Annotated in this window: 23 protein-coding genes; 5 read left to right on the top strand and 18 right to left on the bottom strand. The window is 56.6% G+C overall.

Annotated features, from left to right (window positions below; genetic code table 11):
- The first annotated feature begins 11 nt into the window (after nt 1–11).
- Nucleotides 12–689: a DUF1989 domain-containing protein gene (locus ACL2XO_RS14560; protein ID WP_413740941.1), complete on the top strand. Its 678-nt coding sequence runs from the start codon at nt 12–14 to the stop codon at nt 687–689.
- Between the two features lie 74 nt (nt 690–763).
- Here ACL2XO_RS14560 and ACL2XO_RS14555 read toward each other — a convergent pair whose 3' ends face one another.
- Entirely contained in the window at nt 764–2,662 is a 1,899-nt protein-coding gene (locus ACL2XO_RS14555; protein ID WP_413724420.1) for a pentapeptide repeat-containing protein, read from the bottom strand.
- 162 nt (nt 2,663–2,824) lie between these two features.
- Complete coding sequence (locus ACL2XO_RS14550; protein WP_413724419.1) at nt 2,825–3,559, bottom strand: SDR family oxidoreductase; 735 nt, start codon at nt 3,557–3,559, stop codon at nt 2,825–2,827.
- A gap of 76 nt (nt 3,560–3,635) precedes the next feature.
- On the opposite strand from ACL2XO_RS14550, the gene ACL2XO_RS14545 reads away from it, so the two are divergent.
- Nucleotides 3,636–4,265 carry a TetR/AcrR family transcriptional regulator gene (locus tag ACL2XO_RS14545; protein ID WP_413740940.1) on the top strand — a complete coding sequence of 210 codons (630 nt, stop codon included), beginning with the start codon at nt 3,636–3,638 and terminating at the stop codon, nt 4,263–4,265.
- A 43-nt stretch (nt 4,266–4,308) separates the two neighbouring features.
- Here the strand turns inward: ACL2XO_RS14545 and ACL2XO_RS14540 are convergent, their stop codons facing one another.
- Complete coding sequence (locus ACL2XO_RS14540) at nt 4,309–4,704, bottom strand: winged helix-turn-helix transcriptional regulator (RefSeq protein WP_413726934.1); 396 nt, start codon at nt 4,702–4,704, stop codon at nt 4,309–4,311.
- A 107-nt stretch (nt 4,705–4,811) separates the two neighbouring features.
- Here ACL2XO_RS14540 and ACL2XO_RS14535 point away from each other — a divergent pair, with 107 nt between their 5' ends.
- Nucleotides 4,812–5,276 carry a nuclear transport factor 2 family protein gene (locus tag ACL2XO_RS14535; protein WP_413740939.1) on the top strand — a complete coding sequence of 155 codons (465 nt, stop codon included), beginning with the start codon at nt 4,812–4,814 and terminating at the stop codon, nt 5,274–5,276.
- 137 nt (nt 5,277–5,413) lie between these two features.
- Here the strand turns inward: ACL2XO_RS14535 and ACL2XO_RS14530 are convergent, their stop codons facing one another.
- Nucleotides 5,414–5,848, bottom strand: coding sequence for a GNAT family N-acetyltransferase (locus ACL2XO_RS14530; RefSeq protein WP_413724416.1), 435 nt, complete (start codon nt 5,846–5,848; stop codon nt 5,414–5,416).
- 151 nt (nt 5,849–5,999) lie between these two features.
- Nucleotides 6,000–6,764 carry an SDR family NAD(P)-dependent oxidoreductase gene (locus tag ACL2XO_RS14525; RefSeq protein ID WP_413740938.1) on the bottom strand — a complete coding sequence of 255 codons (765 nt, stop codon included), beginning with the start codon at nt 6,762–6,764 and terminating at the stop codon, nt 6,000–6,002.
- 116 nt (nt 6,765–6,880) lie between these two features.
- On the opposite strand from ACL2XO_RS14525, the gene ACL2XO_RS14520 reads away from it, so the two are divergent.
- The gene (locus ACL2XO_RS14520) at nt 6,881–7,813 is read left to right on the top strand and encodes a LysR family transcriptional regulator (protein ID WP_413740937.1); all 933 of its coding nucleotides are present in this window, start codon (nt 6,881–6,883) and stop codon (nt 7,811–7,813) included.
- Nucleotides 7,814–7,854: 41 nt separating this feature from the next.
- On the opposite strand, the gene ACL2XO_RS14515 is transcribed toward ACL2XO_RS14520, so the two are convergent.
- The 7 genes from ACL2XO_RS14515 to ACL2XO_RS14485 form a co-directional block, all read right to left on the bottom strand.
- Nucleotides 7,855–8,625 (bottom strand): N-acetylmuramoyl-L-alanine amidase, encoded by a 771-nt coding sequence (locus ACL2XO_RS14515; protein ID WP_413724414.1) that lies wholly within the window; start codon nt 8,623–8,625, stop codon nt 7,855–7,857.
- A 173-nt stretch (nt 8,626–8,798) separates the two neighbouring features.
- The gene (locus ACL2XO_RS14510) at nt 8,799–9,842 is read right to left on the bottom strand and encodes an aldo/keto reductase (RefSeq protein WP_203521487.1); all 1,044 of its coding nucleotides are present in this window, start codon (nt 9,840–9,842) and stop codon (nt 8,799–8,801) included.
- A 174-nt stretch (nt 9,843–10,016) separates the two neighbouring features.
- On the bottom strand, nt 10,017–10,742 hold the full coding sequence (gene btsR / locus ACL2XO_RS14505; protein WP_413740936.1) for a two-component system response regulator BtsR: 726 nt from the start codon (nt 10,740–10,742) through the stop codon (nt 10,017–10,019).
- Between the two features lie 31 nt (nt 10,743–10,773).
- A complete protein-coding gene (locus ACL2XO_RS14500) occupies nt 10,774–12,465 on the bottom strand; it encodes a LytS/YhcK type 5TM receptor domain-containing protein (RefSeq protein WP_413724412.1) in 1,692 nt (563 codons plus the stop codon).
- A 138-nt stretch (nt 12,466–12,603) separates the two neighbouring features.
- Nucleotides 12,604–13,458 carry an SDR family NAD(P)-dependent oxidoreductase gene (locus tag ACL2XO_RS14495; RefSeq protein ID WP_413724411.1) on the bottom strand — a complete coding sequence of 285 codons (855 nt, stop codon included), beginning with the start codon at nt 13,456–13,458 and terminating at the stop codon, nt 12,604–12,606.
- Nucleotides 13,459–13,533: 75 nt separating this feature from the next.
- Nucleotides 13,534–14,103 (bottom strand): TetR/AcrR family transcriptional regulator, encoded by a 570-nt coding sequence (locus ACL2XO_RS14490; RefSeq protein ID WP_132921674.1) that lies wholly within the window; start codon nt 14,101–14,103, stop codon nt 13,534–13,536.
- Between the two features lie 79 nt (nt 14,104–14,182).
- Nucleotides 14,183–15,190, bottom strand: a complete 1,008-nt coding sequence (locus ACL2XO_RS14485; RefSeq protein WP_132921675.1) for a zinc-binding alcohol dehydrogenase family protein — start codon at nt 15,188–15,190, stop codon at nt 14,183–14,185.
- A gap of 290 nt (nt 15,191–15,480) precedes the next feature.
- Between ACL2XO_RS14485 and ACL2XO_RS14480 the strand changes: the two genes are divergently transcribed.
- Nucleotides 15,481–16,155: a GntR family transcriptional regulator gene (locus ACL2XO_RS14480; protein ID WP_132921676.1), complete on the top strand. Its 675-nt coding sequence runs from the start codon at nt 15,481–15,483 to the stop codon at nt 16,153–16,155.
- Nucleotides 16,156–16,162: 7 nt separating this feature from the next.
- On the opposite strand, the gene ACL2XO_RS14475 is transcribed toward ACL2XO_RS14480, so the two are convergent.
- From ACL2XO_RS14475 to ACL2XO_RS14450, 6 genes are read right to left on the bottom strand one after another with little or no spacing between them, the layout of a single operon-like run.
- Entirely contained in the window at nt 16,163–17,440 is a 1,278-nt protein-coding gene (locus tag ACL2XO_RS14475) for an aspartate aminotransferase family protein (RefSeq protein WP_413740935.1), read from the bottom strand.
- A 12-nt stretch (nt 17,441–17,452) separates the two neighbouring features.
- Nucleotides 17,453–18,496: a phosphotransferase gene (locus ACL2XO_RS14470; protein ID WP_413740934.1), complete on the bottom strand. Its 1,044-nt coding sequence runs from the start codon at nt 18,494–18,496 to the stop codon at nt 17,453–17,455.
- Nucleotides 18,497–18,549: 53 nt separating this feature from the next.
- On the bottom strand, nt 18,550–19,281 hold the full coding sequence (locus ACL2XO_RS14465) for an SDR family NAD(P)-dependent oxidoreductase (protein WP_132921679.1): 732 nt from the start codon (nt 19,279–19,281) through the stop codon (nt 18,550–18,552).
- Between the two features lie 40 nt (nt 19,282–19,321).
- The gene (locus ACL2XO_RS14460; protein ID WP_132921680.1) at nt 19,322–20,146 is read right to left on the bottom strand and encodes an ABC transporter permease; all 825 of its coding nucleotides are present in this window, start codon (nt 20,144–20,146) and stop codon (nt 19,322–19,324) included.
- A 14-nt stretch (nt 20,147–20,160) separates the two neighbouring features.
- On the bottom strand, nt 20,161–21,435 hold the full coding sequence (locus ACL2XO_RS14455) for an ABC transporter permease (RefSeq protein ID WP_413726933.1): 1,275 nt from the start codon (nt 21,433–21,435) through the stop codon (nt 20,161–20,163).
- 34 nt (nt 21,436–21,469) lie between these two features.
- On the bottom strand, nt 21,470–22,498 hold the full coding sequence (locus ACL2XO_RS14450) for an ABC transporter substrate-binding protein (protein ID WP_413740933.1): 1,029 nt from the start codon (nt 22,496–22,498) through the stop codon (nt 21,470–21,472).
- Nucleotides 22,499–22,696: the final 198 nt, after the last annotated feature.

Below are 22,696 nucleotides of genomic sequence, written 5' to 3'. Positions count from 1 at the left end.
AGGAGAAGAACATGTCGGCTGTATCTCATCATCGTGATATCCAGTTAATTCCCGCGCGCCACGGCAAAGCAGTGCGTCTGGCGAAGGGTGAAGCGGTGCAGGTGGTGAACCTGCACGGTACGCAGGTGGTGGACTGCTGGGCGTACAACGCCGGCGATGTCAGTGAATATATGTGTATGGAAGCGACGCGCGTATGGAATCAGAGGCTTAATCCGCAGGTAGGCGACAGTTTTATCACCAGCCGGCGCCATCCCATCCTGACGCTGGTGGCGGATACCTCGCCGGGGGTGCATGACACTTTTATGGCGGCGTGCGATGCCCGGCGCTATGAGCTACTGGGTTGTACCGAACCGCATCGCAACTGCCATGACAACCTGTTTGAAGCCATGGCGGAACTGGGCGTGGCCCTGCCCCATGGCAATCTGGCTTCGTTCAACATCTTTATGAATATCCGGGTGCAACCTGACGGACGCACGCTGAAAACGCTGCCGACGGTCACGCGTCCGGGGGATTACATTATCCTGCGTGCTGAGATGGACTGCTATGTGGCGTTCTCGGCCTGTCCGCAGGATATTGTCAGCATTCAGGGACAGGGTGATAACACGCCGCGCGACGCCGAGCTGCGCGTGCTTACCGCGGGATTTCCGCAGGTAGAACTGCAAGGGCCCTGGGTGCCGGACCATGGCTAATCCGTCCGCATGAAGGGGTGAGTTTCATTATAAACTTCCAGCAAGGTAAAAAATGAGGTCGTCGTCGGTCACCTTCAATACCAGGCCGGCGGCATTACGCTCGCCAGTATCACCGGGAACCGTTTTCTTGCGTGGGTAATCATCTGTTCGGATAAAGAAGCGGTACAACTGGAACTTTCTCCCGCCAGGCCCAGCAGATGACTTTCCCAGTCTGTGTACTGTTCTTGCGAGTCAAAGATAGCCGGGTCACGCTGATACGCTTTCTCCATCATGGCCCAGGCATAGCTTCTCAACATTAGTGGTGATTCACATTCCGTGCCGAAAATAGCGCTCGATGTATAGTTTGCCATTACGGCGGCCAGGCAAAGCAGCGTCTGGGCCTGGCGGGTCAGGTCAGCATCAGAAATGCCAAATGCGGCGATGACATCCTGATAATGCTTTTCATGCAAAATGAAACGCTCCCTCTGCGGATTTTCTTCCAATAAGGGGGCGAATATTTCCGCAAGCTTCAGCTGTTTGTCCAGGCTGACCAGCTTTTCCCGACAGAGTTTGTGCTTTGTTGCAGATTCAAACGTCGTGCGTAAATCACCAAGCGGTATGGCATTGAAAAATTTGTTGAAACCTGCTGCTCTTTCCGCTGCCATAAACGGTTTCAAAAACAGATGGAAATCCTCCTCAAACAGCGCGGATAATTGATATTCACCCTCGCTCAGGTTTTCCAGACCCTGATAGACATACATATGGTTCCAAACAGGCTTGGCCCGGTCAGGCGCCAACATACCGGCAAGGGTATTTTGCGAAAGCAGCATGACACGGCCATTGCTCCTGCTTGAAAGGAGTATCAAATTCGCGGCATGTCTATCCGACCAATCCGGCTTGCCTTTAAAATCGCCAAAGGTGTGCTGTAAACTGTAAAGAATAACCTTTTCGTGGCTTAGGTAGCTTTGATAAATTTTAATTGTTTTCTCACGCAGGCGCCCTTCCCCTGCAATACCTTGGCTGATTACCTGGATAAATACGCCGTTAAATTTCAACGCCAATGCTTGATCGCGGCGGAAATGCTCAAGCAGAGCATTAATAACCGGCTCATCCAGCGGCGGCATGATGTTATCGGCACCTTGTAGCAGGAAATCGGCGCAAATCCGGTTTAGCCACGCGCAAAGACGCTCTTCGCCGGAATAAGCTGATTTGCCAAGAACAGACAATAGGGATAACGCAACGATAGACATATCTGTCGCGATCAATGAATCCATCAGCTGTAAAAGCAATTTTACCTTTTGCCCATGATGACCCAGGCTGTCAATTAATGTCAGCACGCTGCCGCCACGGGTATTATTAAGGTGATTTAAATGCCGTTCCAACAAATTTGCATCCCACCTGCCGGGCAGCGCCAACCGCAGGTTAGCCTTGCCTAACTGTCTCGGCGACGGCTTGATTGAAAGGAGTCCCCACCAATTATCAAGACCAATGGTTAACGTCGCATCGGTGAGATTTGTACCGGTCAGGTTCGCCTTACGTAGTTTTACCCCATGCAGGTTTGCTTTGCGCAGGTTCGCATAGCTCAGATCTGCTTTGCGTAGATCTACCTTGTACAGATTTGCTTTACGCAGGTCTGCATGCCTCAGGTCCGCCTTGTGCAGTATCGCATTGCAGAGGTTTGCTTTGTGAAGGTTTGCTCGTTTTAGATTCGCGTTCCTCAGGTTTTCACCTCTTATGTCTGCTTTGCAAAGGTATACACCCCGCAGATTTGGCCCTTTTGGATGGTACTCTTTCGGGCGTGCCCGCTGGAAAAGAGTAAAAAAACGACCGATGCCGATATATGAAACCGGGGATGATGTATTGTCAGCGACATTATTATCGGATTGGCGAATTTTTCTAAATCGAGTGACAAACTGAAAGCAGCCGTTGCTTCGATGTACTGATACTTCTTCAAGAGGAACATTATTGATGTGAGTGACGATATCACTGTCCATAGTTTTACTCTCTCAGGTCTGGAAGGGGATGACCCCAGAGAGTTTAAACCGTCTTGCAGTAACGGAAAGTAAAGTGCGCTCTTTGAAAACGGGTTTTTCTTTGCAGAGGTATCTGATTATAGGTTATATGAAAACTTTAGCATCATCCATGATGCAGGTAAATCACCAGGGAACGGTGCCCTCTTCGCTTTGATAAGCCCCCAGAGCATCGTGTTCTGTAAGCCGGGCCAGTCCCGCCACAAACGCCGCCGCCTCGGCGGGGGTTCGGTCGCCGCGATGTCCGCTGAGATCGGTGTTCACCAATCCCGGGCAGACGGATACCGCGGTGATCCTGGTATCTCCCAGCTCGGCGTTGAGCTGGACGGTAAGCATGTTCAGCGCGGCCTTTGATGCGTTGTAGCCGATTAGCTTGACGTCATAGAATGGCCAGCTCGGGTCGCCATTGAGGGTCAAAGAACCAAGGCTGCTGGACATATTGACGATACGCCCGGCGTCGGATCTGCGCAGCAGCGGCAGCATGGCTTGCGTCACCGCCAGCGCGCCGATGAAATTGGTTTCCAGCTCGCGACGCACGGCATCCAGAGCGGCAACGCCTGGCGCGCCGTCGGTATAGTCGGCGATGCCGGCGTTGTTCACCAGAATATCGAGGCGGCCATGCTCGGCATCTATCTTGGCAGCGGCCGCGGCAATGCTCTCCCCGTCGCAAATATCAATCTTAATAAACGACACCCCAAGGCCCAGGGAAGCCAGTTCATTGGCCGCGGATTCACCCCGGCCTGTGTCCCGCGCGCCCAACAGGACAAAGACACCGGCTTGGGCAAGCTGTCTGGCGATTTCGTAGCCGATGCCTTTGTTGGCGCCCGTTACGAGGGCTACACGCTGAGTTATATTTGTCATGTAAAGTTCCTTGAAAAGTGAGGATATTACGATCACATTAAGAATAAGAAGAATCCTTCAGGTTTTGAATTCGCATATGATTTCCAGACAGCCACTCTCTCAAAGCGCCCGGAAAACGCCGCGGCAGGCGCGATCCACCTCAACCGTGGAAGCCATTTTCGAGGCAACGATTCAGGTTTTACTGGCGGAGGGCCCCTCCCGTTTGACAACAACGCTCGTGGCCGAAAGAGCGGGTGTGTCCGTCGGCTCGCTTTACCAGTATTTTCCCAATAAGCAGGCGTTGTTCTATGCGCTGAACGAGAGATATCTGACCATGCTGGCCGAGCGGGTGGAAGCAGCCTGCCTGGCACATCATGGCAAACCTTACGGGCTGATGAGCGAAGCGCTGGTGAGCACCTATATCAAGGTCAAGATTGAGCGCCGTGATGTGACCAGCGCCCTCTATCGCGCGGCGGCGGAGGTGAATGTCGCCGAGATAGTGGAGGCGATGCTACGGCGTGTCGAAGCGGCGAGCGAGGCCATGTTTGCCAGCGCCTCGGACGCGGAGTTCAGAGATCTCCCCCGGGTGAACCTGATGCTGTCGAATGTCCTTTGCGGCACCGTTCGCACCGTTTTTGAAAGGAATCAGTCAGAGCTGTTAGCGGACGGCAGCCTGCAATCGCAGCTGACGTATATGATCTGCGCCTATCTGGACAAGGCGAAATAGAAAAGCCCTCATTGTAGATAGCCAAGCCGGGCTGTCGCAGTCGTTATAACGGCTTGATTGTGCGCTTGTCAAACTCCGATTGCGCTCGTAAAACCTCCGCTGAGTAATGGATGGTCCAGTTGAATAAAGCCGTAAACGGCTCCTCCAACGTCCGGCCCAGCTCAGTGACGCTGTACTCCACCGCGACCTGGGAAGAAGGAATAACTCGGCGGGCGAGAATGCCGCTGCGCTCGAGGCGGCGAAGGCTATGAGTCAACGTTTTCTGCGTAATGCCGTTCAGAGAGCGTCTGATTTCATTGAACCGCAGCGGCTTCTTGCATAGCGCCGCCAATATCAGGATTGACCATTTGTCGGTTATCTGATCCAGCAACAGACGGCTTGAATCGCCGGGATCACGAACCTGGGAAGGCGCTTCGACGTGAGCCATCCTCTTTTCCATTTTCAACATAGGGTTTCCTTCACGATACCTGATTGCATATTAGTGCCTTATTGACACCAAGTATACATAATATACCATCAAGGTTCATTTCAAATAAGGAGTTACCTATGTCCATCACATCCCATGAAAAAGTCGCCGATAAATTCGCGGTCATTGAGGCCCTCTACCGATTCGCCGCCGGCATTGACCTGAGAGATCAGGTACTTCTTGCTTCCGCGCTTGCGGATGATGCGATTTCCGATTTCAGGCCCGCCGCGGCAAAGGCGGGGTTCGAGTATCCGGTGCTGGAAGGCAGGGAAAATATCGTGTCCGCCCTATCCACCTCACTCATTCCCTTTGATACGACCCATTCAGTGAGCAATCCGCGGGTGAGCATCGACGGCGACAAGGCGCATCTGGAAGCGATAGTGGAAGCGCAACACGTGCCTAGAAACGATCCCTCGCGGCACTACCTCATGAAAAATCGATACAATGTCGAATTGGTGAGGCGGGGGGAGGTTTGGCTTATTCAGCGCAATACCGTCGACAATGTTTGGCGTACGGGCGATCCAGCCGTCCTCGCTGGTGTTTAGACAAATTTGCGAGTTAGATCCCCTTTCACTTTTGAGACGCGTTGAAAGACCGAGTGATGTATTGCCAAAAAGCAATAGACCTGGGTTAGGTTGTCAAGTTTGTTAATTACGCTGCCTGAAAGCGTTATCCAGGTATTTCAGCTATCGCTTTTGAGCGGTTTAAAGAAATATTTGGGCGACTCAACGTACCCCTGCCGTTCATAAAAACGGTGGGCATTGGTCCGTCTGGCATGGCAATGCACCTCGATTCGGTCACAGTGACGGGCACGGGCCAATTCTTGCGCACGGGATTCAAGCAGATTCCCAATCCCTTTGCCGCGGGCAGCCGCGTCCACGCAAAAATAGCTGATTCTGCAAAAATCACCGGCCAGCGCCAACTGGGGAATAAAATGCAGTGAGATGACGCCGAGGATCTTCTCTTCTTCCGCCACCAGCAGCTCTTCGTCGGGATGAGCCAGAAGCTGCTGAATCCTCTCTTTGATAAAACCGCCGGTGCCGGGATAACCAAGATCGGAAAGCAACGTTTCAATAGCGGGAGCATCTGAGAGTAAGGCGGACCGGATTACTGCCATGATTTATGACCTCGTAGAAAAGCCTTCACAGAGGGGAAACTTATGCGGCAGAGTGTGTTTGTTGTCAATACCGAGCAAACCTCACTGTCCTTTCTTTTAGTCGCTCACCTTGCCCCGACCCAGCGGTAAGGCCACCCATCGTTTTGCCAGGCTAACTTATACGCCATCCGCCGTTCACCGGAATGGTCGCTCCGGTGACAAATGCCGTCTCGGTGCCGGCAAGCCATACAGCCGCCGCGGCAACATCGTCAGGACGACCGGCTCGTCCAATGGGAATTTCACTGACGATTTCCGCCATGCGTTCGCTGGGAATACCCGCTGAGCCAAAGAACCCTGTCCCCGCAATCAACCCCGGCGTAATCGTATTGACCGTGATGCCTCGGGGCGCCAATTCCCTGGCAAGACTGGCTGTAAAGCCTTGCACGCCGGCTTTTGCCGCGGCATAGGCCAGACCTCCGGGACGGCTGCTGCCGGACTGCGCGGCAATAGAACCGATGTTGATAATTCTGCTGCCGGGTATGCGAAGATGGGAAATGGCTGCCATTGTGGCAAGGAAGGCGCTTTTCAGGTTAGCGTTTAACACCCAATCCCAGGCGGCTTCGGCTTGTTCCAACGATGTCTGTGCCGTTACCGGGAGCGTCGAGCCGGCCGCATTGATAAGAACATCTATGCCGCCCAGCCGCGCTGATAGATCATTGAGGGCATACTCAGCCAGCGTTCTTTTACTGAGATCCGCCGCGTGCCAGATAAAGCCCGCGCCCTGCTTTTGCGTAATGTCCTTGAGCCGGCGTTCATTGCGCGCGATTACCCCGACCCGATACCCCTCGGCGTGCAGACGCTGGGCAATGGCCAATCCTATTCCACTCGATCCGCCCGTGACGATGGCGGTTCTGTCATGATTCGTTGAATTGAGCATTGTATACCTCGCGGATGAAAACGTGGTTATCGTCTCTATCAACGACAATTGTTTATCGAGACCTGTTATATGTAAAATATTAACTATATGAACCCGTGATACATGGAAAATATCGGATGCCCGATCTTCGCCAATTTAGACAATTTATCGCCGTCGCCGAGGAAATGAATTTCAAACGGGCCGCAGAACGGCTGCACATGGCCCAACCCCCCTTGACGACAGCAATCAAGAAACTGGAAGAGGAGCTGGGCGTCATGCTTATCGAACGGGCTAACCGGATTCAGCGACTGACTGATGCGGGCCAGGCGTTTTTACTGGAGGCTCGCCGCTCCATCGAACAAGCGGAACGAGCCGTACTGGTTGCCCGACAGGCCGGTTTGGGTAAAACGACAACGTTGCGTATCGGCTTTGTCGATAGCACCATCCCAAGGCTGTTGCCGCAATTGCTCATAGGCTACAGGCAGCGGCGCTCTGATGTGACGTTTCATTTGGAAGAGGCAACAACCGCGGATCAATTGAATGCATTGAGAGACGAGAGGCTTGATCTCGGACTGCTGGTGCTCCCCGTTGGCGACGTGCCGTCCCACATTACGGTCGAACCCATACTGCAAGGCCACATGTTGCTGGCTTTGCCGGCATCCCACCGCCTGGCCAAACGACGTCGGATTCGACTGAACGAACTCGTTGAAGAACACTGGATCACTTTCCCGTCACACTATGGCCCCGGTATGCATTCCCTTATTCTTAAATCCTGCGCTGCGGCGGGGTTCAGCCCGCAAGTGGTTCAGCATGTTCGCCAAATGCATACTACCGCAGGTCTGGTTGCCGGTGGGATCGGGGTTGCCCTGATGCCCAATTTATTTCTTGGAACATCAATGCCTCGCGGTATGCTTTTTGTTCATTTGGCGGGAGAAGGAGCGCCGATTCCGTATGAACTGGCGATGGCATACAGAAAAGCAGATGTTCCAGATGATTTTTTGGCCACCGCCAGGGCGGTGGCGCAGGAAGTCGGAAGAGAATTGTCTAGAAGACCTCATTCAGGTGGCTAGTATCGATTGACCCTTCCAATGATAATTGCGCCGTAGTGCCGTTATTTTGAGGGGAAATACTTTTCTACCAATGCATAAAGGATTGCGGCTGTTTCAGCATCCGGAACTCCATCAAAGTTTTGTGGACGAAAATGAAGCTGAAATGCCCGAATCACATTCTTGTATCCGCTTTCGGTGCCTGTGGCCGAGGTGTCGTATCCGTATGTGCCCAGTTTAGCAACAATGTCCGCTTTGGCGGGAGGAGTCTCACTGAACTGTGCCTGGTAGCGCTGCCGGGCCGCATCTTCATACCATGCGCCGACACCTGCGTCATAAAGCTCTTTCCACGGGAAAGCAGCTCCCGGATCGCTTTTTCTTCCGGGCGCGATATCACTGTGCCCAACCACATTCGATGGCGTGATATCGGGGTAGCGTTGGAGGATATTCCAGGTCAATTGTTTTATTGCTTCTATCTGCGTAGGATTATAAGGTGGAAAATTAAAAACTCCATTATTATCAGTCGCTAAATTCACCGTTTCAATCCCAATTGCTGTGTCATTCAGGTTAACGCGTCCGGCCCATACGCTGACACCTGCATGCCATGCACGTTCGTTTTCATCCACCAGATTAAAAATACGCATATCCTTGAAGCCCGCTTCAATATAAGTCTTATCCAAAGGATCGGGAACGAGATAATGAGCGCTGACCGAAGAACCTGTCAAAGCGTTGATGGATGCTTTAAAATCAATTGCAGTATAATGTAATACCAGAAAACGAACCCGGCGATTAAAACCCTTTACAGAGCGATAGCTATTATAATCGATTTGATACATAGGAAAACCCCCATCATTTAATATCATTCTTTAATACCACCGTGAATGACAATCAAGGGTATACAAAGTCAATCCAAGGGATATTTATGAAGGCTTTATATATCGAAAATAGCGCGGACAAAAATACATTTCCGGCGGCGCGGCCCAGCAATTGGGCCGCGCCGGGTGCGGTATTATTCTGCGTCGCTTAATTGTTGTCTTCTGGCTCCGCCCTGGCGTTCCAGCATCCAGCCGGGATATTCCGCCGGCAGGGCGCTGACCTGGTCAAGGGCGCCCAGTTCCTCGTCGCCGAGCGTAATGCCGGTGGCCGCCAGGTTATCTTCCAACTGTTCCAGCCGTTTGGCGCCGATAATCACGCTGGACACCACCGGCTGATGCAGCAGCCAGGCCAGGGCGATTTGCGCCACCGAGACGCCGTGGCGGTCGGCGATAACCCGCATCGCGTCGATACAGTCATAGGCCCGCTCCTGGTTAACCGGCGGGAAATCAAAGGAGACGCGCCGGCTGCCCTCTTCCGCCTGCACATCGCGTCCGTATTTACCGCTCAGCAGACCGCCGGCCAGCGGACTCCAGACCATTAACCCGACGTTTTCGCTTTGCAGCATCGGCACCAGTTCCCGTTCCAGATCCCGTCCGGCCACGGTGTAATAGGCCTGCAGGGACTCAAAGCGGGCCAGGCCGAGCCGTTCGGAGATGCCCAGGGCTTTCACTATCTGCCAGGCCGCCCAGTTGGATACGCCGACGTAGCGGATATGCCCTTCCCGCACCAGGTCATCCATGGCCCGCAGCGTCTCCTCAATGGGGGTGGCGGGATCAAAACCGTGCAGTTGGTACAGATCGATATGATCAAGCTGCAGCCGTCCGAGACTGGCTTTTACCGATTCCATGATATGAAAGCGGGAAGAGCCGCGGGAATTGATGCCGCCGGTGCCGGTTTCGCCGAAAACCTTGGTGGCCAGGACCACGTTTTCACGGGGCACTTTAAGATTTTTCAGGGCCTGGCCGGTCATGATTTCCGAACGTCCTTCGGAATAGACGTTGGCGGTATCCAGAAAATTGATGCCGTTATCCAGGGCGTGGCCCACCAGCTTATCCACCTCCCCTTGCTGCAGATTACCGATTTTGCCCCACATGCCGCCTTCGCCGCCAAAGGTCATGGTACCCAGGCACAGTTCCGAAACAAACAGACCGGTGTTACCGAATTTTTTGTAGCGCATTGGAAGAATCCTCATGTGATAGACGAAACGTTTAAAACGCTTCGGGCCATAGAATGGCGCTGCCGTATAAAAAGCGACTGTTTGAATTATGTAGCACGCGGCGGGATTTTCCCTGTGCAATCCTGTTTGATGTTTGCCTGTTTCTCCGAAAGTACGAAAGGCCGGCGGGAGCCGTCAGCCCTTCAGGCCAAGCATCTGTTTGAGGGATTTCAGATAGCGGCGGCTGACCGGCACGGAGTGGCCGTTGCTGAGGGCAATTTCCCCCTGGCCGCTCTCTTCCAGGCGGATTTCCCGCAGATGCGCCATATTCACCAGGAACTGGCGATGGCAGCGCACCATGGGCGTGCGGTTTTCCAGGGTTTTCAGCGTCAGTTCGGTAAAACATTCGCCCCCTTCCGTGCCGGTGACATAGACGCCGCTCAGCCGTGAATTGGCGAAAATCACCTCGTCGGTTTTCAAAAGATAGATGCGGCTGTGGCCGGTGCAAGGGATATATTGCAGGCCATTTTCCTCGCCGCCGAGGGCCTGCAGGTTCTGCTCCGGGCGCGCCTCATGCAGGCGGTTCAGGGTTTTCGCCAGCCTTGGCGCCTCGATGGGTTTAAGCAGGTAATCGAAGGCATGCTCTTCAAAAGCCCTGACGGCGTACTCGTCGTAAGCGGTGAGAAATACGATATAGGGCATGCTGGCGGGATCAATCATGCCCACCATTTCCAGGCCGCTGATGCGCGGCATCTGAATATCGAGAAAGACCACGTCGGGATGCAGCCGGTGTACCGCGCCAATGGCTTCCACCGCATTGGCGCATTCGCCGATGACGGATATCCGGGAGTCTTGCTGCAGCAGGCAGCGCAGGTTCTCCCGGGCCAGGGGTTCGTCATCCACAATCAGCACGGTCAGCATAAGGCGTTATCCTTCAGCGGCAGGCCCCGGATCAGCATAAGGCTTTATCCTCCAGCGGCAGGTTCAAGATAATACGGGTAAAGTGTTCCGGTTCGTATTCCACGCTGACGCCGTAATCGTCGCCGTAGCGTATGCGAATGCGTTTATCCACCAGATTCATGCCCAGTCCGGTATTGCCCGGCGTCAGCCGGTAAAGGCCGGCGTTGTCCTCAATGCTCAGTACCAGGTGATTTCCCCGCTGCTGCGCCCGCAGGGTAATGATCCCCGGGCCCAGCAGATGGGAAGTGCCGTGCTTGATGGCGTTCTCAACGATGGGCTGCAGGGAGAAAGCGGGCAACCGCAGGGTTAGCAAAGGCTGCGGCAGTTCGAAGCGAATTTGCAGCCGGTCCTGGAAACGGGCTTTTTCGATTTCCAGGTATGCCGTGACATGCTCGATTTCATCCGCCAGCGTAACGACTTCTTCCGACCGCTTAAGGTTTTTGCGAAAGAAAGTGGACAGATTTTGCACCAGATGCCCGGCCTGATCGCTGTCGCGGCGGATCACCGCCACCAGGGTATTGAGGGCGTTAAACAGAAAATGAGGATTGACCTGGGCGTGAAGCAGTTTGATTTCAGATTGCGTCAGCAACAGTTTGTGCCGTTCATACTGGCCGGCGAGGATCTGAGCCGACAGCAGGCTGGCGATGCCTTCCCCCAGCGTGCGGTTGATGGAACTGAACAGGCGGTTCTTGGCTTCATACAATTTGATGGTGCCGATGACTTCATCATTTTCGCCCCGCAGCGGGATAACCAGGGTCGATCCCAGCTTGCAGTTGCGCTGCAGCGAGCATTGATAGGGGGTTTCATTGCCGTCGGCATAGACCACTTCGTTATTATCGATGGCGCGGCGGGAGTGGGCCGAGGCGATGGGCGTACCCGGCAGATGGTGGTCGTCGCCGATGCCGATGAACGCCAGCAGCTTTTCCCGGTCGGTAATGGCCACCGCCCCGATATCCAGCTCCTGATAAATGACCTGGGCCACCTTCATACTGTTTTCCTGGTTAAAGCCCTGGCGCAGGAAGCCTTCGGTACTGATGGCGATTTTCAGCGCGCGGGCGGAAAACGCCGAGGTGTATTTTTCGAACATCGCCCGGCGATCCAGGAGAATGCGCATAAACATCGCCGCGCCGACGCTGTTGGTGACTATCATCGGCAAGGCGATGCTTTTTACCAGGCGCAGGGCTTCATCGTAAGGACGGGCAACCGCCAGGATAATCAGCATTTGCAGGATTTCCGCCGTGATGGTCACCCCGGCGGCGGTAACGGGATTAAACAGGCGGTCAATGCGACCGCGCCGGATGAGCAACCGATGGGCCAGCCCGCCCAGCAACCCTTCCACCACGGTGGATATCATGCAGCTGACGGCGGTCATCCCGCCGAGGGAGTAGCGGTGCAGACCGCCGGTCAGCCCCACCAGGACGCCCACCAGCGGTCCCCCCAGCAGGCCGCCCAGCACCGCGCCGATGGCGCGGGTGTTGGCGATGGAATCCTGGATATGCAGGCCGAAGTAAGTGCCCATAATGCAGAACATGGAGAACATGACATAGCATAAAAGCTTATGGGGCAGACGGACGGTGACTTGCATCAGGGGGATGAACAGCGGCGTTTTACTGAGCAGATAGGCAATGACCAAATATACGCACATCTGCTGTAGCAGCAGTAAGACTAAATTGAACTCGTGCATCGCAGGCTCGTTTTATACCACGCAAACGACACTTGACTCAGGTCAAGTATAACTTGGCTAAGATACCGGAGTCCGAGCGCGCTTTCTTTGACAGGTCTCACTAATTGGCAAACCGGCCGATGCGGCCGGTTGCTGAGTTTACGGCAGTTCCAGGGGAATATCCTGGCCTTTGTCGATATAATTGCTCACCTTGATCCAGCGTTCGGCCTCCTGTTGCCGCGTCAGCTCGGCCGCCGCGCAGTACTGCGCAGCGTCGCTGCCCAGCAGCAGATGCTCCGGCAGGACCGAATGCCCGGCCAGGGCCAGGATGACCTGGGCCACTTTGGCCGGATCGCCGTTTTCATGGTCAATATACTGTTTGAGAAAGCCCAGCAAGGCGCCGACTGAGCTTTCATATTCAGGCATTATCGGCGGAACATCCTGCAGGGCGCGTTCGCCCCAGTTGGTGCTCATGCCGCCCGGCTCCAGGCAGCAGACCCGGATACCCAGCGGACTCACCTCTTTGGCCAGCACTTCGCTAAAGCCCCCCACCGCCCATTTGGCGGATTGGTAGGCGCTCATGCCCGGCATGCCCATGCGTCCTCCCACCGATGATACCTGGAAGATATAGCCGGCGCGGCGTTCCCGCATAAACGGCAGCACCGCGCGGGTGACATTCACCACGCCGAAAAAATTGGTTTCCACTTCCGTACGGAACGCCTGTTCTTGGGTTTGTTCAAAGGGCGCCATATGACCGTAACCGGCGTTATTCACCAATACGTCAATGCCGCCGAACGCGGCGATGCCGGCCGCAACCGCTCTTTGCGCCGCAGCGGAATCCGTGACATCCAGCTCTACCGGCAGGATCCTATCGCCATAGGTTGCCACCAAACCGGCAAGCCTTTCCGGCTTTCTGGCGCTGGCGATAACCTTGTTTCCCGCCGCCAGCGCGGCTTCGGTGATGGAAAGGCCCAAACCGGCGGCGCTTCCGGTGATAAACCACACTTGACTCATGATATTCTCCTTCAGGACGATTTTTAATGAGTATGTAATCACTCATTAATGAATGAAAAAAAATGAATTTCAACTTCACCCGGCTATGGCCCGCCAAAAGGCGTCAAAGCCCATTGATGTGTAGAATTCGGCGTTATCCCGTTCCCGCTGGATAAAATCCATGGTGGTTTCCGCCAGGGCTGCCATTATGGCCCCGGCGAAATCCGGGGAGCGGCCGCAAAAGGATCCCCCGGCCACGCTGTGATGAATCACCAGGTTGATCTCGGCGAATCCCTCCATCGCCCGCTCGCGCGTCTTTTCGCCGACCCGATCGGATAAAGTCAGCAGCGCCATGCATTTGCGCTTATCCGGATGGTCTACCCCCCAGCCGATATAACGCCGCCAGATATGAAGCGCCTTACTCCTGAGATCCTGACTATCCGGATACCCCGGCAGCATGACCTCGCTTAATTCCGCTTTCAGCAGCAGATATAACGCATTAAGCAATTCATCTTTATTGCTGAAGTAATTGAACAGCGTACCTTCCGACACCCCGGCCCGGCGGGCGATTTTCGCCGTGGGCGCCCCCAGCCCTTGGGCGGCGAAAATGGCTATGGCAGACGCCAGGATGGCCTGGCGTTTGTCTTCACTTTTGGGTCTGGCCATGGAAATAATGCATCGGAGCTGTTAAATGAGTATTCACTCAATCATAACGCCCCCAGGCATTATGCGCAAGAACGGCGGGTTAAAAACCTTCCAGCACCAGTTTACCGCGAGATTTGCCGCTTTCGATCAGCGCATGGGCCCGCCGCAGGTTGGCGGCGTTAATCACGCCGAAGTGCTGGCCCAGGGTGGTTTTCAGCGTACCGTTATCCACCAGGGAGGAGATGCGCTCCAGCAAATGGTGTTGCTCTATCATATCGTCGGTCTGGAACGTGGAGCGGGTAAACATCAATTCCCAATGCAGCGACAGGCTTTTGGCCTTCAGCGGCATGGCGTCAAGGGTGGCGGGATCGTCTATCAGCGCCAGGCGTCCCTGGGGTGCGAGCGCCTCGATAAGCTGCGGGTAATAGCTGTCGGTGTGGGTCAGGCTGGCGACATGAGTCACGTTTTTTATACCCAGGGCATGTAATTGCTCAACCAGATTCCGGCTGTGATCGATAACATGATGGGCTCCCAAAGATGAGACCCATTCGCGGGTTTCCGGCCGGGATGCCGTACCGACGATGGTCATGGCGGTTAACTGCCGGGCCAGCTGCGTGAGGATGGAGCCTACCCCGCCGCCGGCGCCGATAATCAGCAGAATATCATTCTCGCCGCCCTTTTCCTTGACGCCCAGGCGTTCGAACAGCAATTCCCCGGCGGTGACGGAAGTCAGCGGCAGCGCGGCGGCATCGGCAAACCCCAGGCTGGCGGGTTTATGCCCGGCAATGCGTTCGTCCACCAGGTGAAATTCGCTGTAGCACCCCGGACGGGTGATGGCGCCGGCATAGAAGACCTCGTCGCCCGGTTTGAACAAGGTGACCTGCGGGCCGACCTCAGTGACGACGCCGGCCACATCCCAGCCCAGCACCCGTGGTTCGGTCACCGCTGCCCTGGCCCTGACCTTGGTGTCCACCGGATTGACGGATATGGCTTTAACCGCCACCAGCAAATCCCGCGGACCCGGCGCGGGCTTCGGCAGGTCGGTGTCGAACAGGGAGTGCGGATCTTCAATCGGTAACCCTTTTTGGGTATAAACAATGGCTTTCATCGATGGTAATTCCCCGTATTATGGTGATTTAACCCGCCGCGGCGCAGGGATGAAACGCTCCGTTGCCAGAATGCCTTCGGGCACCGCGGCGGACTGATATTGGCATCCTAAGCCCTTTGAAGATAAATGAATATGGTTGTAACAGAGTAGCACTTGCTCTGTAAGAGTTAAAATCATCAGGCCGGATCCGGCGGCACGCAGGGGTATCCGGCTGTCTTTTGACGCATCATGTTGTATATTCGATGCACTGAAATTCTTTTGCCGTCCGCGGCGTTGATACAGGTGAGCAGGTGAGTTACCAACCAGGTCCTATTGAGCATTCCTATTTGGGTTCCAGCGTCTATGCCACGTTGCGTCAGGCATTGATCACCGGCCAGCTTAAGCCCGATGAACGTCTGCGTATCCGGGAATTGGCGTCCCAGGTGGGAACCAGCGTCACGCCGGTGCGGGATGCGATTTTGCAACTGGCAAAGGAGCAGGCGCTGGAGATGCGCACGCCTAAGGATATCCGGGTGCCGTCCCTGACCCAGGAGCAATATATGGAAATTCGCACCCTGCGGCTGGACCTGGAGGGATTAGGCGCCCAACGGGCGGCACAGCATATCTCTCCCGCCGTTTTGCAGCAACTGACCGTTAATATCCGCCGCAATATCCGCGCCATTACCGAAGAGGATCTGGCGAACGCGCTGCGTCTGAACAGCGAATTTCATTTACTGGTGGCCCACAGCGCCCAGATGCCGTTATTGAGCAGCTTTATCGATCGGCTGTGGATGCGCATCGGTCCGCTGATAGCCCAAGCCTATATGCAGATTTCGCCGCAGATGGCGGTGGGGCATCATCAGGAACTGCTGGCGGCGCTGCGCCGCCATGACTGCGCCGCCGCGGCGTCGGCCATCCGGCAGGATATTATGGACAGCCACGATACCCTGCTGGCGTTTATCGCCAGGGACCGTCCCGCGCTCTGAACGGCCATCAGGCATGGCACTGCGCCAGTACCCGATCCAACTGTTCAAGGAGCAGATCGGCATGCTCCGTTTGAAACACCAGCGGCGGCCGGATTTTGAGGATATTGGCCCGGGGACCGGTGGTGCTGGTCAAAATTCGGCGTCCGCGCAATAGGTTCACGACCTGAAAAGCCAGCTCCGACGCCGGTTCCCTGGTCTGCCGGTCGAGCACCAGCTCAACGCCGATAAACAATCCGTAGGCGCGAATGTCGCCGATGGCGGTATAGCGGGCCGCCAGCCGGCGAAGTCCCGCCGCCAGATAGTCGCCCACCCGGGCGGCGTTTTGCGCCAGCTTTTCCTCTCGAATAATCTTTAGCACCGCATGAGCGGCGCGGGCGGAGACCGGATTGCCGCCGAAGGTATTAAAATAGCGCTGGCTGCTTCCAAAGGCATCGAACAGCGCCGGCCGTCCCACCAGCCCCGCCACCGGGTGGCCGTTGCCCATCGGCTTGCCCACGGTAACCATGTCCGGCGTGACGCCGTGGCGGGTAAAGCCCCACATGTCGTTACCGGTGCGGCCGAAGCCCGCTTGTACTTCATCGGCGATAAACAGGCCGCCGGCCTGGCGCACCAGCTCCGCCGCCTGGCGCAACTGTCCGGGAGGCGCGCAGAATATCCCGTCGCTGGAGAAAATGGTGTCCGCCAGCAAGGCCGCCGGCTTGATGCCCCGCTGCCGCATATCCCGCAGGGCTCCCGCCACGCTCTCGGCAAGGGAAATTCCCCGGCGATAGCTGTCCGGCGCATCGATCAGCACCGTCGACGGGCCGCGTATCGCGCCGTCCCCCAGCGCCGGAGAGACTTCCGCCACCGCGGCGGTCACGCCGTGATAAGCCCAGCGGGTCACCAGTACGCCGCTGCCGCCGGTGGCGAAGCGGGCGATGCGCAGGGCCAGGTCATTAGCCTCGCTGCCGCTGCAGGTCAGGGTGATATTCCCCAGCTCCGCGGGAAACTCCTGCAGAAAATCCTCGGCAAAGTCCACGATGGCGTCATTAAGATAGCGGGTGTGGGTATTCAGGCGGGCGCTTTGTTCGGCGATAGCCGCCACCACCGCCGGATGGCAATGACCTACCGACGCCACGTTATTATAAACATCCAGATAAGGCCGGTCCTGTTCGTCGTAAAGCCACATGCCCTCTGCCCGCACCACATGCAGCGGCTCCTGATAAAACAGGCGATAACCCGCCCCCAGCACCCTCTTTCGCCGGGCCAGCAGTTTTTGTGACGTTGTCACACTACCATTTTGCATCGCTTTACCTTTCTAAATAAAACGCGCCGCGCCCAGCCGGTCCGCAATCTCATCGGGGCCTAACAGCCATAATTTTTGCACACCGTCCCAAGCCCGCGCCCTATGGCGCAGGATATACGCGCGGTTTGCGGGATAGCGCCGCGCCCGCCACTGGGTGATGATAACCGACAGCGCCAAGCGGGAAGCGATAAGCATCGGCAGCAGTTGGATTTCTTCATCGGTCAGCGGCAAAACCTGGTGGTAACCGGCGACAAACGGCGGCATGCGGGCCAGGACATCGTCCGTATCGCTTACCTGATAGGCCAGGGCCGTGGCCAGTTCATTGACCAAGGGCGCATACAGCGCGTCGCCGAAATCGATAATCCCCGCCAGAACGGATGCGCTGGCGTCCAATAGGACATTGTGGGGATTAAAATCATTATGAATGACCTGATGGCGCACCATCCCCAGGCTTTGGGGCATCCGCTCCTCGAATTGATCCAGTATCTCCCCCAGCAGCCGGCGTTGCGCCGGTTCCTGTATTTCCGCCCAATAAGGCCGAACCCGGCCCGGATCGCTGCTGTTCCATAACAGCGTCCGCCTGGCCGCCGGATGATGAAATCCCGCCAAGGCCAGATCGAGAGCGGCCAGACCCCGGCCAAGGGAACCCAGCGCCACAGGTGACGCCGTCACTTGATGCAGCGGCGTTCCCGGCAGCCAGGTCACCAGCCGGACCCGCAGCGGCCTTCCCTTCACCGAGCAGAACGGACCCTTTCCCCCGTGGGAGCGCTCTATCAGGTCCGGCACCGGCAGATGGGGATCGCGACCGGCCACATGGCGTAATAGGGCTTCCTGAAAATCGCTCTCCGCCGGGCTTTCCGCCGGATTGATAAACTTCATCATCCAGCGCGGCCGATTTTCCGCCGTCAACAGAAAATTGGCGTCCCGCTCCCCCGCCAGCGGCGTGGCGACGGCGTCAAGCCCGTACAGCTCCCGCGCCGCCCGGCGCGCATCCCCGAGGTTAACCACCGGCGCATCGCTGGATAACAGGCCGGCATCGGCGGCCGGTTCAGACATGCCGTCCACCATTTTTCATTGCATCGACATCAGCGGCACCGGATGCACAGGATTCAGACATGCTGGCCGCCGTTCACCGGTATCTCCGCACCGTTGACATACGAGGCGGCCTGCGTGCACAGGAAATAGATAAGGGAAGCCACTTCATCGGGTTTGCCCAGACGCTGCAGCGGCACCTGGCGTTCAATAATATCCTGCGTGCCGGGGGAGAGAATGGAGGTATCGATTTCCCCCGGCGCAATGGCGTTGACGCGGATGCCGTGCCGGCCGAAATCGTAGGCCATCTCGCGGGTCAGGGCGGACAAAGCCGCCTTGGACGTGGCGTAGGCCACGCCGGCGAACGGATGGACCCGGGTGCCGGCAATGGAGGTCACGTTGATAATGCTGCCACGGGCGGCCTTCAGCTCGTCGAACAGTCCGTTGGCCAGCAGGGCGGTGGAAAAAAGATTCACGTTGAATACCTGCAGCCAGGTGGCGTAGGAGGTCTCGCGCACGCCGAGGCGCCCGCCGTCTTCCGCCTTGGGAGAAATGCCGGCATTATTCACCAGCGCGTCCAGGCGCCCTTCCAGCTTCTCCTTGAGCAGCGGCAGCGCCCCGTCGACGCCGGCGATGTCCTCCAGGTCCAGGTGGATGTGATTGAGCATTTTCTCCGCCCAGGGACACTCCTCCACCCAGCTTTGGCGGGATGCGGTAAAAATACGCCACCCCGCCGCGTGGAAATATTTGACGGTGGCGTGGCCTATTCCGCGGCTGGCCCCGGTCAATAACAATGTTTTCTGCTCCATTTACTCACCTCCACACGATACTTGATGCATCGATCTTACACTAACCGGCATTCCCACGGATACGGGACGACCGGCGGCGCAGCATTTCCATCACCAGCAGCAGTATCAGCGCGGCCCCCACCATTAATGACGCGGCGGCGGCAATGGTGGGATCGAGGTTTTCCCGGATACCGGCGAACATCTGAATAGGCAATGTCCGCTGGGAGGGGCTGGCCAGGAAGAGCGTGACCACCACTTCGTCAAACGAGGCGGCAAAGGCGAACAGCGCGCCGGAGAAGACCCCTGGGGCAATCAACGGCAAAGTCACGCGCCTGAACGCCTGCCAGGGCGGCGCGCCGAGGCTGGCGGCCGCACGGGTTAGATTAAGGTCATAGTTTTTCAGCACTGCCGTCACGGTAATCACCACAAACGGCACCCCCAGCATGGCGTGGGCCAGCACCAGGCCGAGATAACTGTTAAGCAGGTTTATGCGGGCGAAAAAGAAAAACATGCCCACCGCCACAATCACCACCGGGGCAATCATCGGCGAAATAATGATGGCCAGCACCAGCGACTTGCCGCGGAACTCGCCGCGCACCAGCCCCACCGAGGCCAGAACCCCCAGCACGGTAGCCAGCAAGGTGGCCAGCGGCGCAATCAGCAGACTGTTGCCCAAGGCCCCCAGCCATTCGCGGGAGTGAAAAAACGCCTGGTACCAGCGCAGCGAAAAGCCGTTCAGCGGATAGCTTAAAAAAGAGCCGCCGTTAAATGACAGCGGTACGATAATCAGCACCGGCACCACCAGAAAAAGCAGCACCGCCGCGCCGTACAAATTAAACAGCCCGTCCCATAACCGCATTAACAGCATGCCCTGTTGCCTGACCATGGTGGCCTCCTGATTCAGTGGGTGGCAAGTTCAGCCTGGGTCCGGGTGACCCGGATATAGACGATATACAGCAGCAATACGATAACCAGCAACTGGCTGCCCAGCGCCGCCGCCATCCCCCAGTTCATGGTGGTATTGGTGAAGAACGCCACGAAATAGCTCAGCATCTGGTCCCCCGGCCCCCCCAGCAGCGCGGGGGTAATGTAATAGCCGATGGCCATAATGAATACCAGCAGTCCCCCCGCCGCCAGTCCGGCGTAGGTTTGCGGCACATAGACCCGCCAGAAGGCGATAAAGGGATGCGCGCCCAAAGAGATGGCCGCCCGCAGATAATTCGGCGAGATGCCCTTCATCACCGCGTACAGCGGCAATACGATGAACGGTAATAGAATATGGGTCATGGCGATATACACGCCGATACGGTTGAATACCAATACCAGCGGTTTATCGATGATGCCGGTATGCAATAAAGCGCCGTTGATAAGGCCGCCGGATTGCAGCAGGACAATCCAACTGGCGGTACGGACTATCAGGGAGGTCCAAAACGGCAGCAGCACCATGATCATCAGCAGATTGGCGCGGCCGGCCGGCTGCTTTGCCAGCCAATACGCCAGCGGATAGCCCAGGCCTACGCACAGCAGGGTCACTACCGCCGCCATCAGCAGCGTGCGCAGCAGTACGTTGACGAACAGCGCGTCCCCGTCGGGCAATTTAACGATATTCCCGGTTTGAGGGTCTACTTTGCGGTCGAATACCGCGAGCAGATAATAGCTGGTAAAGGGCCGCGAGGCCCGTTGCAGCGACCGCCATGTGGTATTTTCCCCCCACAGCGGCAGGGCGCCTACCAGCGCTTCGCGAGTGTCCGGGGCCGCGTCGTTTTCCGGCGCCGCCCGCAGGGTGCGCATGATCAGTCCCCGATAGGCCGGATCCTCATAACTCATGCGTTTGGCCACGGACGCTATCTGCCCTTCGGCCCGCGCCTTGCGCAAATCGGCGACTACCGCCCGGAAGGTATTCTCATTGGGTATGCCGGCGCCGTCCCATTGTTTCAGCGCCGCCGTTACCTTGGGCATGCCGTCGCGGATTTCAGGGTTCGCCACGCTGTTTATCAGGATCGAGGCAATGGGCACCACAAAGATAATGAGGATGAACGCCAGTAAAGGCGCCACCAGCAACCAGGTGCGCCGCTTGTAAATCCGCTGCGACCGATGCAACTGCTGTTTGAGCGTATCGGTGCCTTCAGCGCCGGCGGGAGGTTGGCCCGCCGCGATAATGTCAGTGGCTATCATTGCTTTTTCTCCGGTTTGCATGGCGAAATTCCGGTTATTGCGCCGCCCAGGCGTTGAACCGCTGTTCGAGCTCTTCGCCATGATCGATCCAGAACTGGGTATCCACCGGCAGGGCGTTCACCAAATTATCCGGCGCGGTGGGCAAACCCTTGGCGATGGCCGGATCAATCAGGCTGATGGTCTTTTTATTGGTGGGGCCGTAAGGGATATTTTCCGCGAACACCTTTTGATTTTCCGGCAGGTTGGCAAACGCGATGAACTGTTCCGCCAGGGCTTTGTGCTTGGAACCCTTCACCACCGCCCAACTGTCGAGATCGTACAGGCTGTCGTCCCAGACCATCCGGAAGTCATGCCCTTCTTTATCCGCCGCCGCGACGCGGCCGTTATAGGCGGATGTCATGACCACATCGCCGGAAACCAGCCACTGCAGGGGCTGCGCGCCGGATTCCCACCACTGGATTTGCGGTTTGATTTCATCAAGTTTTCTAAAGGCCCGATCCACCCCGACCTTGGTGGCCAATTGGGAGTAGACGTCTTCCCGTCTTACGCCGTCAGCCAACAAGGCGATTTCCAAAGTGAATTTGGCGCTTTTGCGCAAGGCGCGTTTACCGGGGAAGTCTTTGACATTCCAAAAGTCGGCCCAGCTGGTGGGGGCTTTTTTCAGCTTTTGCGCGTCATAGGTCAGCACGGTGGACCAGAGAAAAATGCCGGCGCCGCATTCGCTGGCGGCACCGTTAACGTATTCGCTTTTATCCCCCAGTTTGGACCAGTCCAGCGGTTCGAACAGACCTTCGTCGCAGCCCCGGCGCAGCTCCGGCCCTTCCACTTCCACCACATCCCAGCCCACCTGGCCGGTTTCCACCATGGCGCGGATCTTGGCCATTTCGCCGTTGTATTCCCCCGCCTCGATAGTGCCCTTGCCCGCCGCGCTGAACGGCTTATAGAACGCCTTGTCCTGGGCGTCCTTGTTCTGTCCGCCAAACGAAATAACCGTCAGGGATTCAGCCTGTGCCTGGCAAGCCAAGCCCACGAGAAGTGCGGTGACCGCTAATTTTTTCAACATACCCTACCCCTATAATGTCAGCCAACAAAGTGAGCAAAATGGTTTATGTGTTTAATGATTCGTCATCATTGGCCGGGCGCTATCGCCAGGTTAAATGATGCATCATACATCAAGCATCTTTCGTGCCACTTTGGCAAATTCCAGCGGAAGGCTACGGAGGCGGGCTGACGGGAAGGAAAAGCGGAATAACCCTACAAT

This window comes from Sodalis sp. RH15 (assembly GCF_047324255.1).
GTDB classification, from domain to species: Bacteria; Pseudomonadota; Gammaproteobacteria; order Enterobacterales; family Enterobacteriaceae; genus Acerihabitans; species Acerihabitans ligni.
This window is presented reverse-complemented; position numbering and strand designations above follow the sequence as displayed.

Bases quoted from the DNA above. Each gene is read 5' to 3' on its own strand.
- ACL2XO_RS14470 (WP_413740934.1), bottom strand. From the start codon at position 18,496: ATGTCTGAACCGGCCGCCGATGCCGGCCTGTTATCCAGCGATGCGCCG.
- ACL2XO_RS14465 (WP_132921679.1), bottom strand. From the start codon at position 19,281: ATGGAGCAGAAAACATTGTTATTGACCGGGGCCAGCCGCGGAATAGGC.
- ACL2XO_RS14540 (WP_413726934.1), bottom strand. From the start codon at position 4,704: ATGGAAAAGAGGATGGCTCACGTCGAAGCGCCTTCCCAGGTTCGTGAT.
- ACL2XO_RS14490 (WP_132921674.1), bottom strand. From the start codon at position 14,103: ATGGCCAGACCCAAAAGTGAAGACAAACGCCAGGCCATCCTGGCGTCT.
- ACL2XO_RS14460 (WP_132921680.1), bottom strand. From the start codon at position 20,146: ATGGTCAGGCAACAGGGCATGCTGTTAATGCGGTTATGGGACGGGCTG.
- ACL2XO_RS14455 (WP_413726933.1), bottom strand. From the start codon at position 21,435: ATGATAGCCACTGACATTATCGCGGCGGGCCAACCTCCCGCCGGCGCT.
- ACL2XO_RS14530 (WP_413724416.1), bottom strand. From the start codon at position 5,848: ATGGCAGTAATCCGGTCCGCCTTACTCTCAGATGCTCCCGCTATTGAA.
- btsR (WP_413740936.1), bottom strand. From the start codon at position 10,742: ATGCTGACCGTGCTGATTGTGGATGACGAACCCCTGGCCCGGGAGAAC.
- ACL2XO_RS14535 (WP_413740939.1), top strand. From the start codon at position 4,812: ATGTCCATCACATCCCATGAAAAAGTCGCCGATAAATTCGCGGTCATT.
- ACL2XO_RS14550 (WP_413724419.1), bottom strand. From the start codon at position 3,559: ATGACAAATATAACTCAGCGTGTAGCCCTCGTAACGGGCGCCAACAAA.
- ACL2XO_RS14555 (WP_413724420.1), bottom strand. From the start codon at position 2,662: ATGGACAGTGATATCGTCACTCACATCAATAATGTTCCTCTTGAAGAA.
- ACL2XO_RS14520 (WP_413740937.1), top strand. From the start codon at position 6,881: ATGCCCGATCTTCGCCAATTTAGACAATTTATCGCCGTCGCCGAGGAA.
- ACL2XO_RS14525 (WP_413740938.1), bottom strand. From the start codon at position 6,764: ATGCTCAATTCAACGAATCATGACAGAACCGCCATCGTCACGGGCGGA.
- ACL2XO_RS14500 (WP_413724412.1), bottom strand. From the start codon at position 12,465: ATGCACGAGTTCAATTTAGTCTTACTGCTGCTACAGCAGATGTGCGTA.
- ACL2XO_RS14475 (WP_413740935.1), bottom strand. From the start codon at position 17,440: ATGCAAAATGGTAGTGTGACAACGTCACAAAAACTGCTGGCCCGGCGA.
- ACL2XO_RS14450 (WP_413740933.1), bottom strand. From the start codon at position 22,498: ATGTTGAAAAAATTAGCGGTCACCGCACTTCTCGTGGGCTTGGCTTGC.
- ACL2XO_RS14515 (WP_413724414.1), bottom strand. From the start codon at position 8,625: ATGTATCAAATCGATTATAATAGCTATCGCTCTGTAAAGGGTTTTAAT.
- ACL2XO_RS14560 (WP_413740941.1), top strand. From the start codon at position 12: ATGTCGGCTGTATCTCATCATCGTGATATCCAGTTAATTCCCGCGCGC.
- ACL2XO_RS14495 (WP_413724411.1), bottom strand. From the start codon at position 13,458: ATGAGTCAAGTGTGGTTTATCACCGGAAGCGCCGCCGGTTTGGGCCTT.
- ACL2XO_RS14485 (WP_132921675.1), bottom strand. From the start codon at position 15,190: ATGAAAGCCATTGTTTATACCCAAAAAGGGTTACCGATTGAAGATCCG.
- ACL2XO_RS14545 (WP_413740940.1), top strand. From the start codon at position 3,636: ATGATTTCCAGACAGCCACTCTCTCAAAGCGCCCGGAAAACGCCGCGG.
- ACL2XO_RS14510 (WP_203521487.1), bottom strand. From the start codon at position 9,842: ATGCGCTACAAAAAATTCGGTAACACCGGTCTGTTTGTTTCGGAACTG.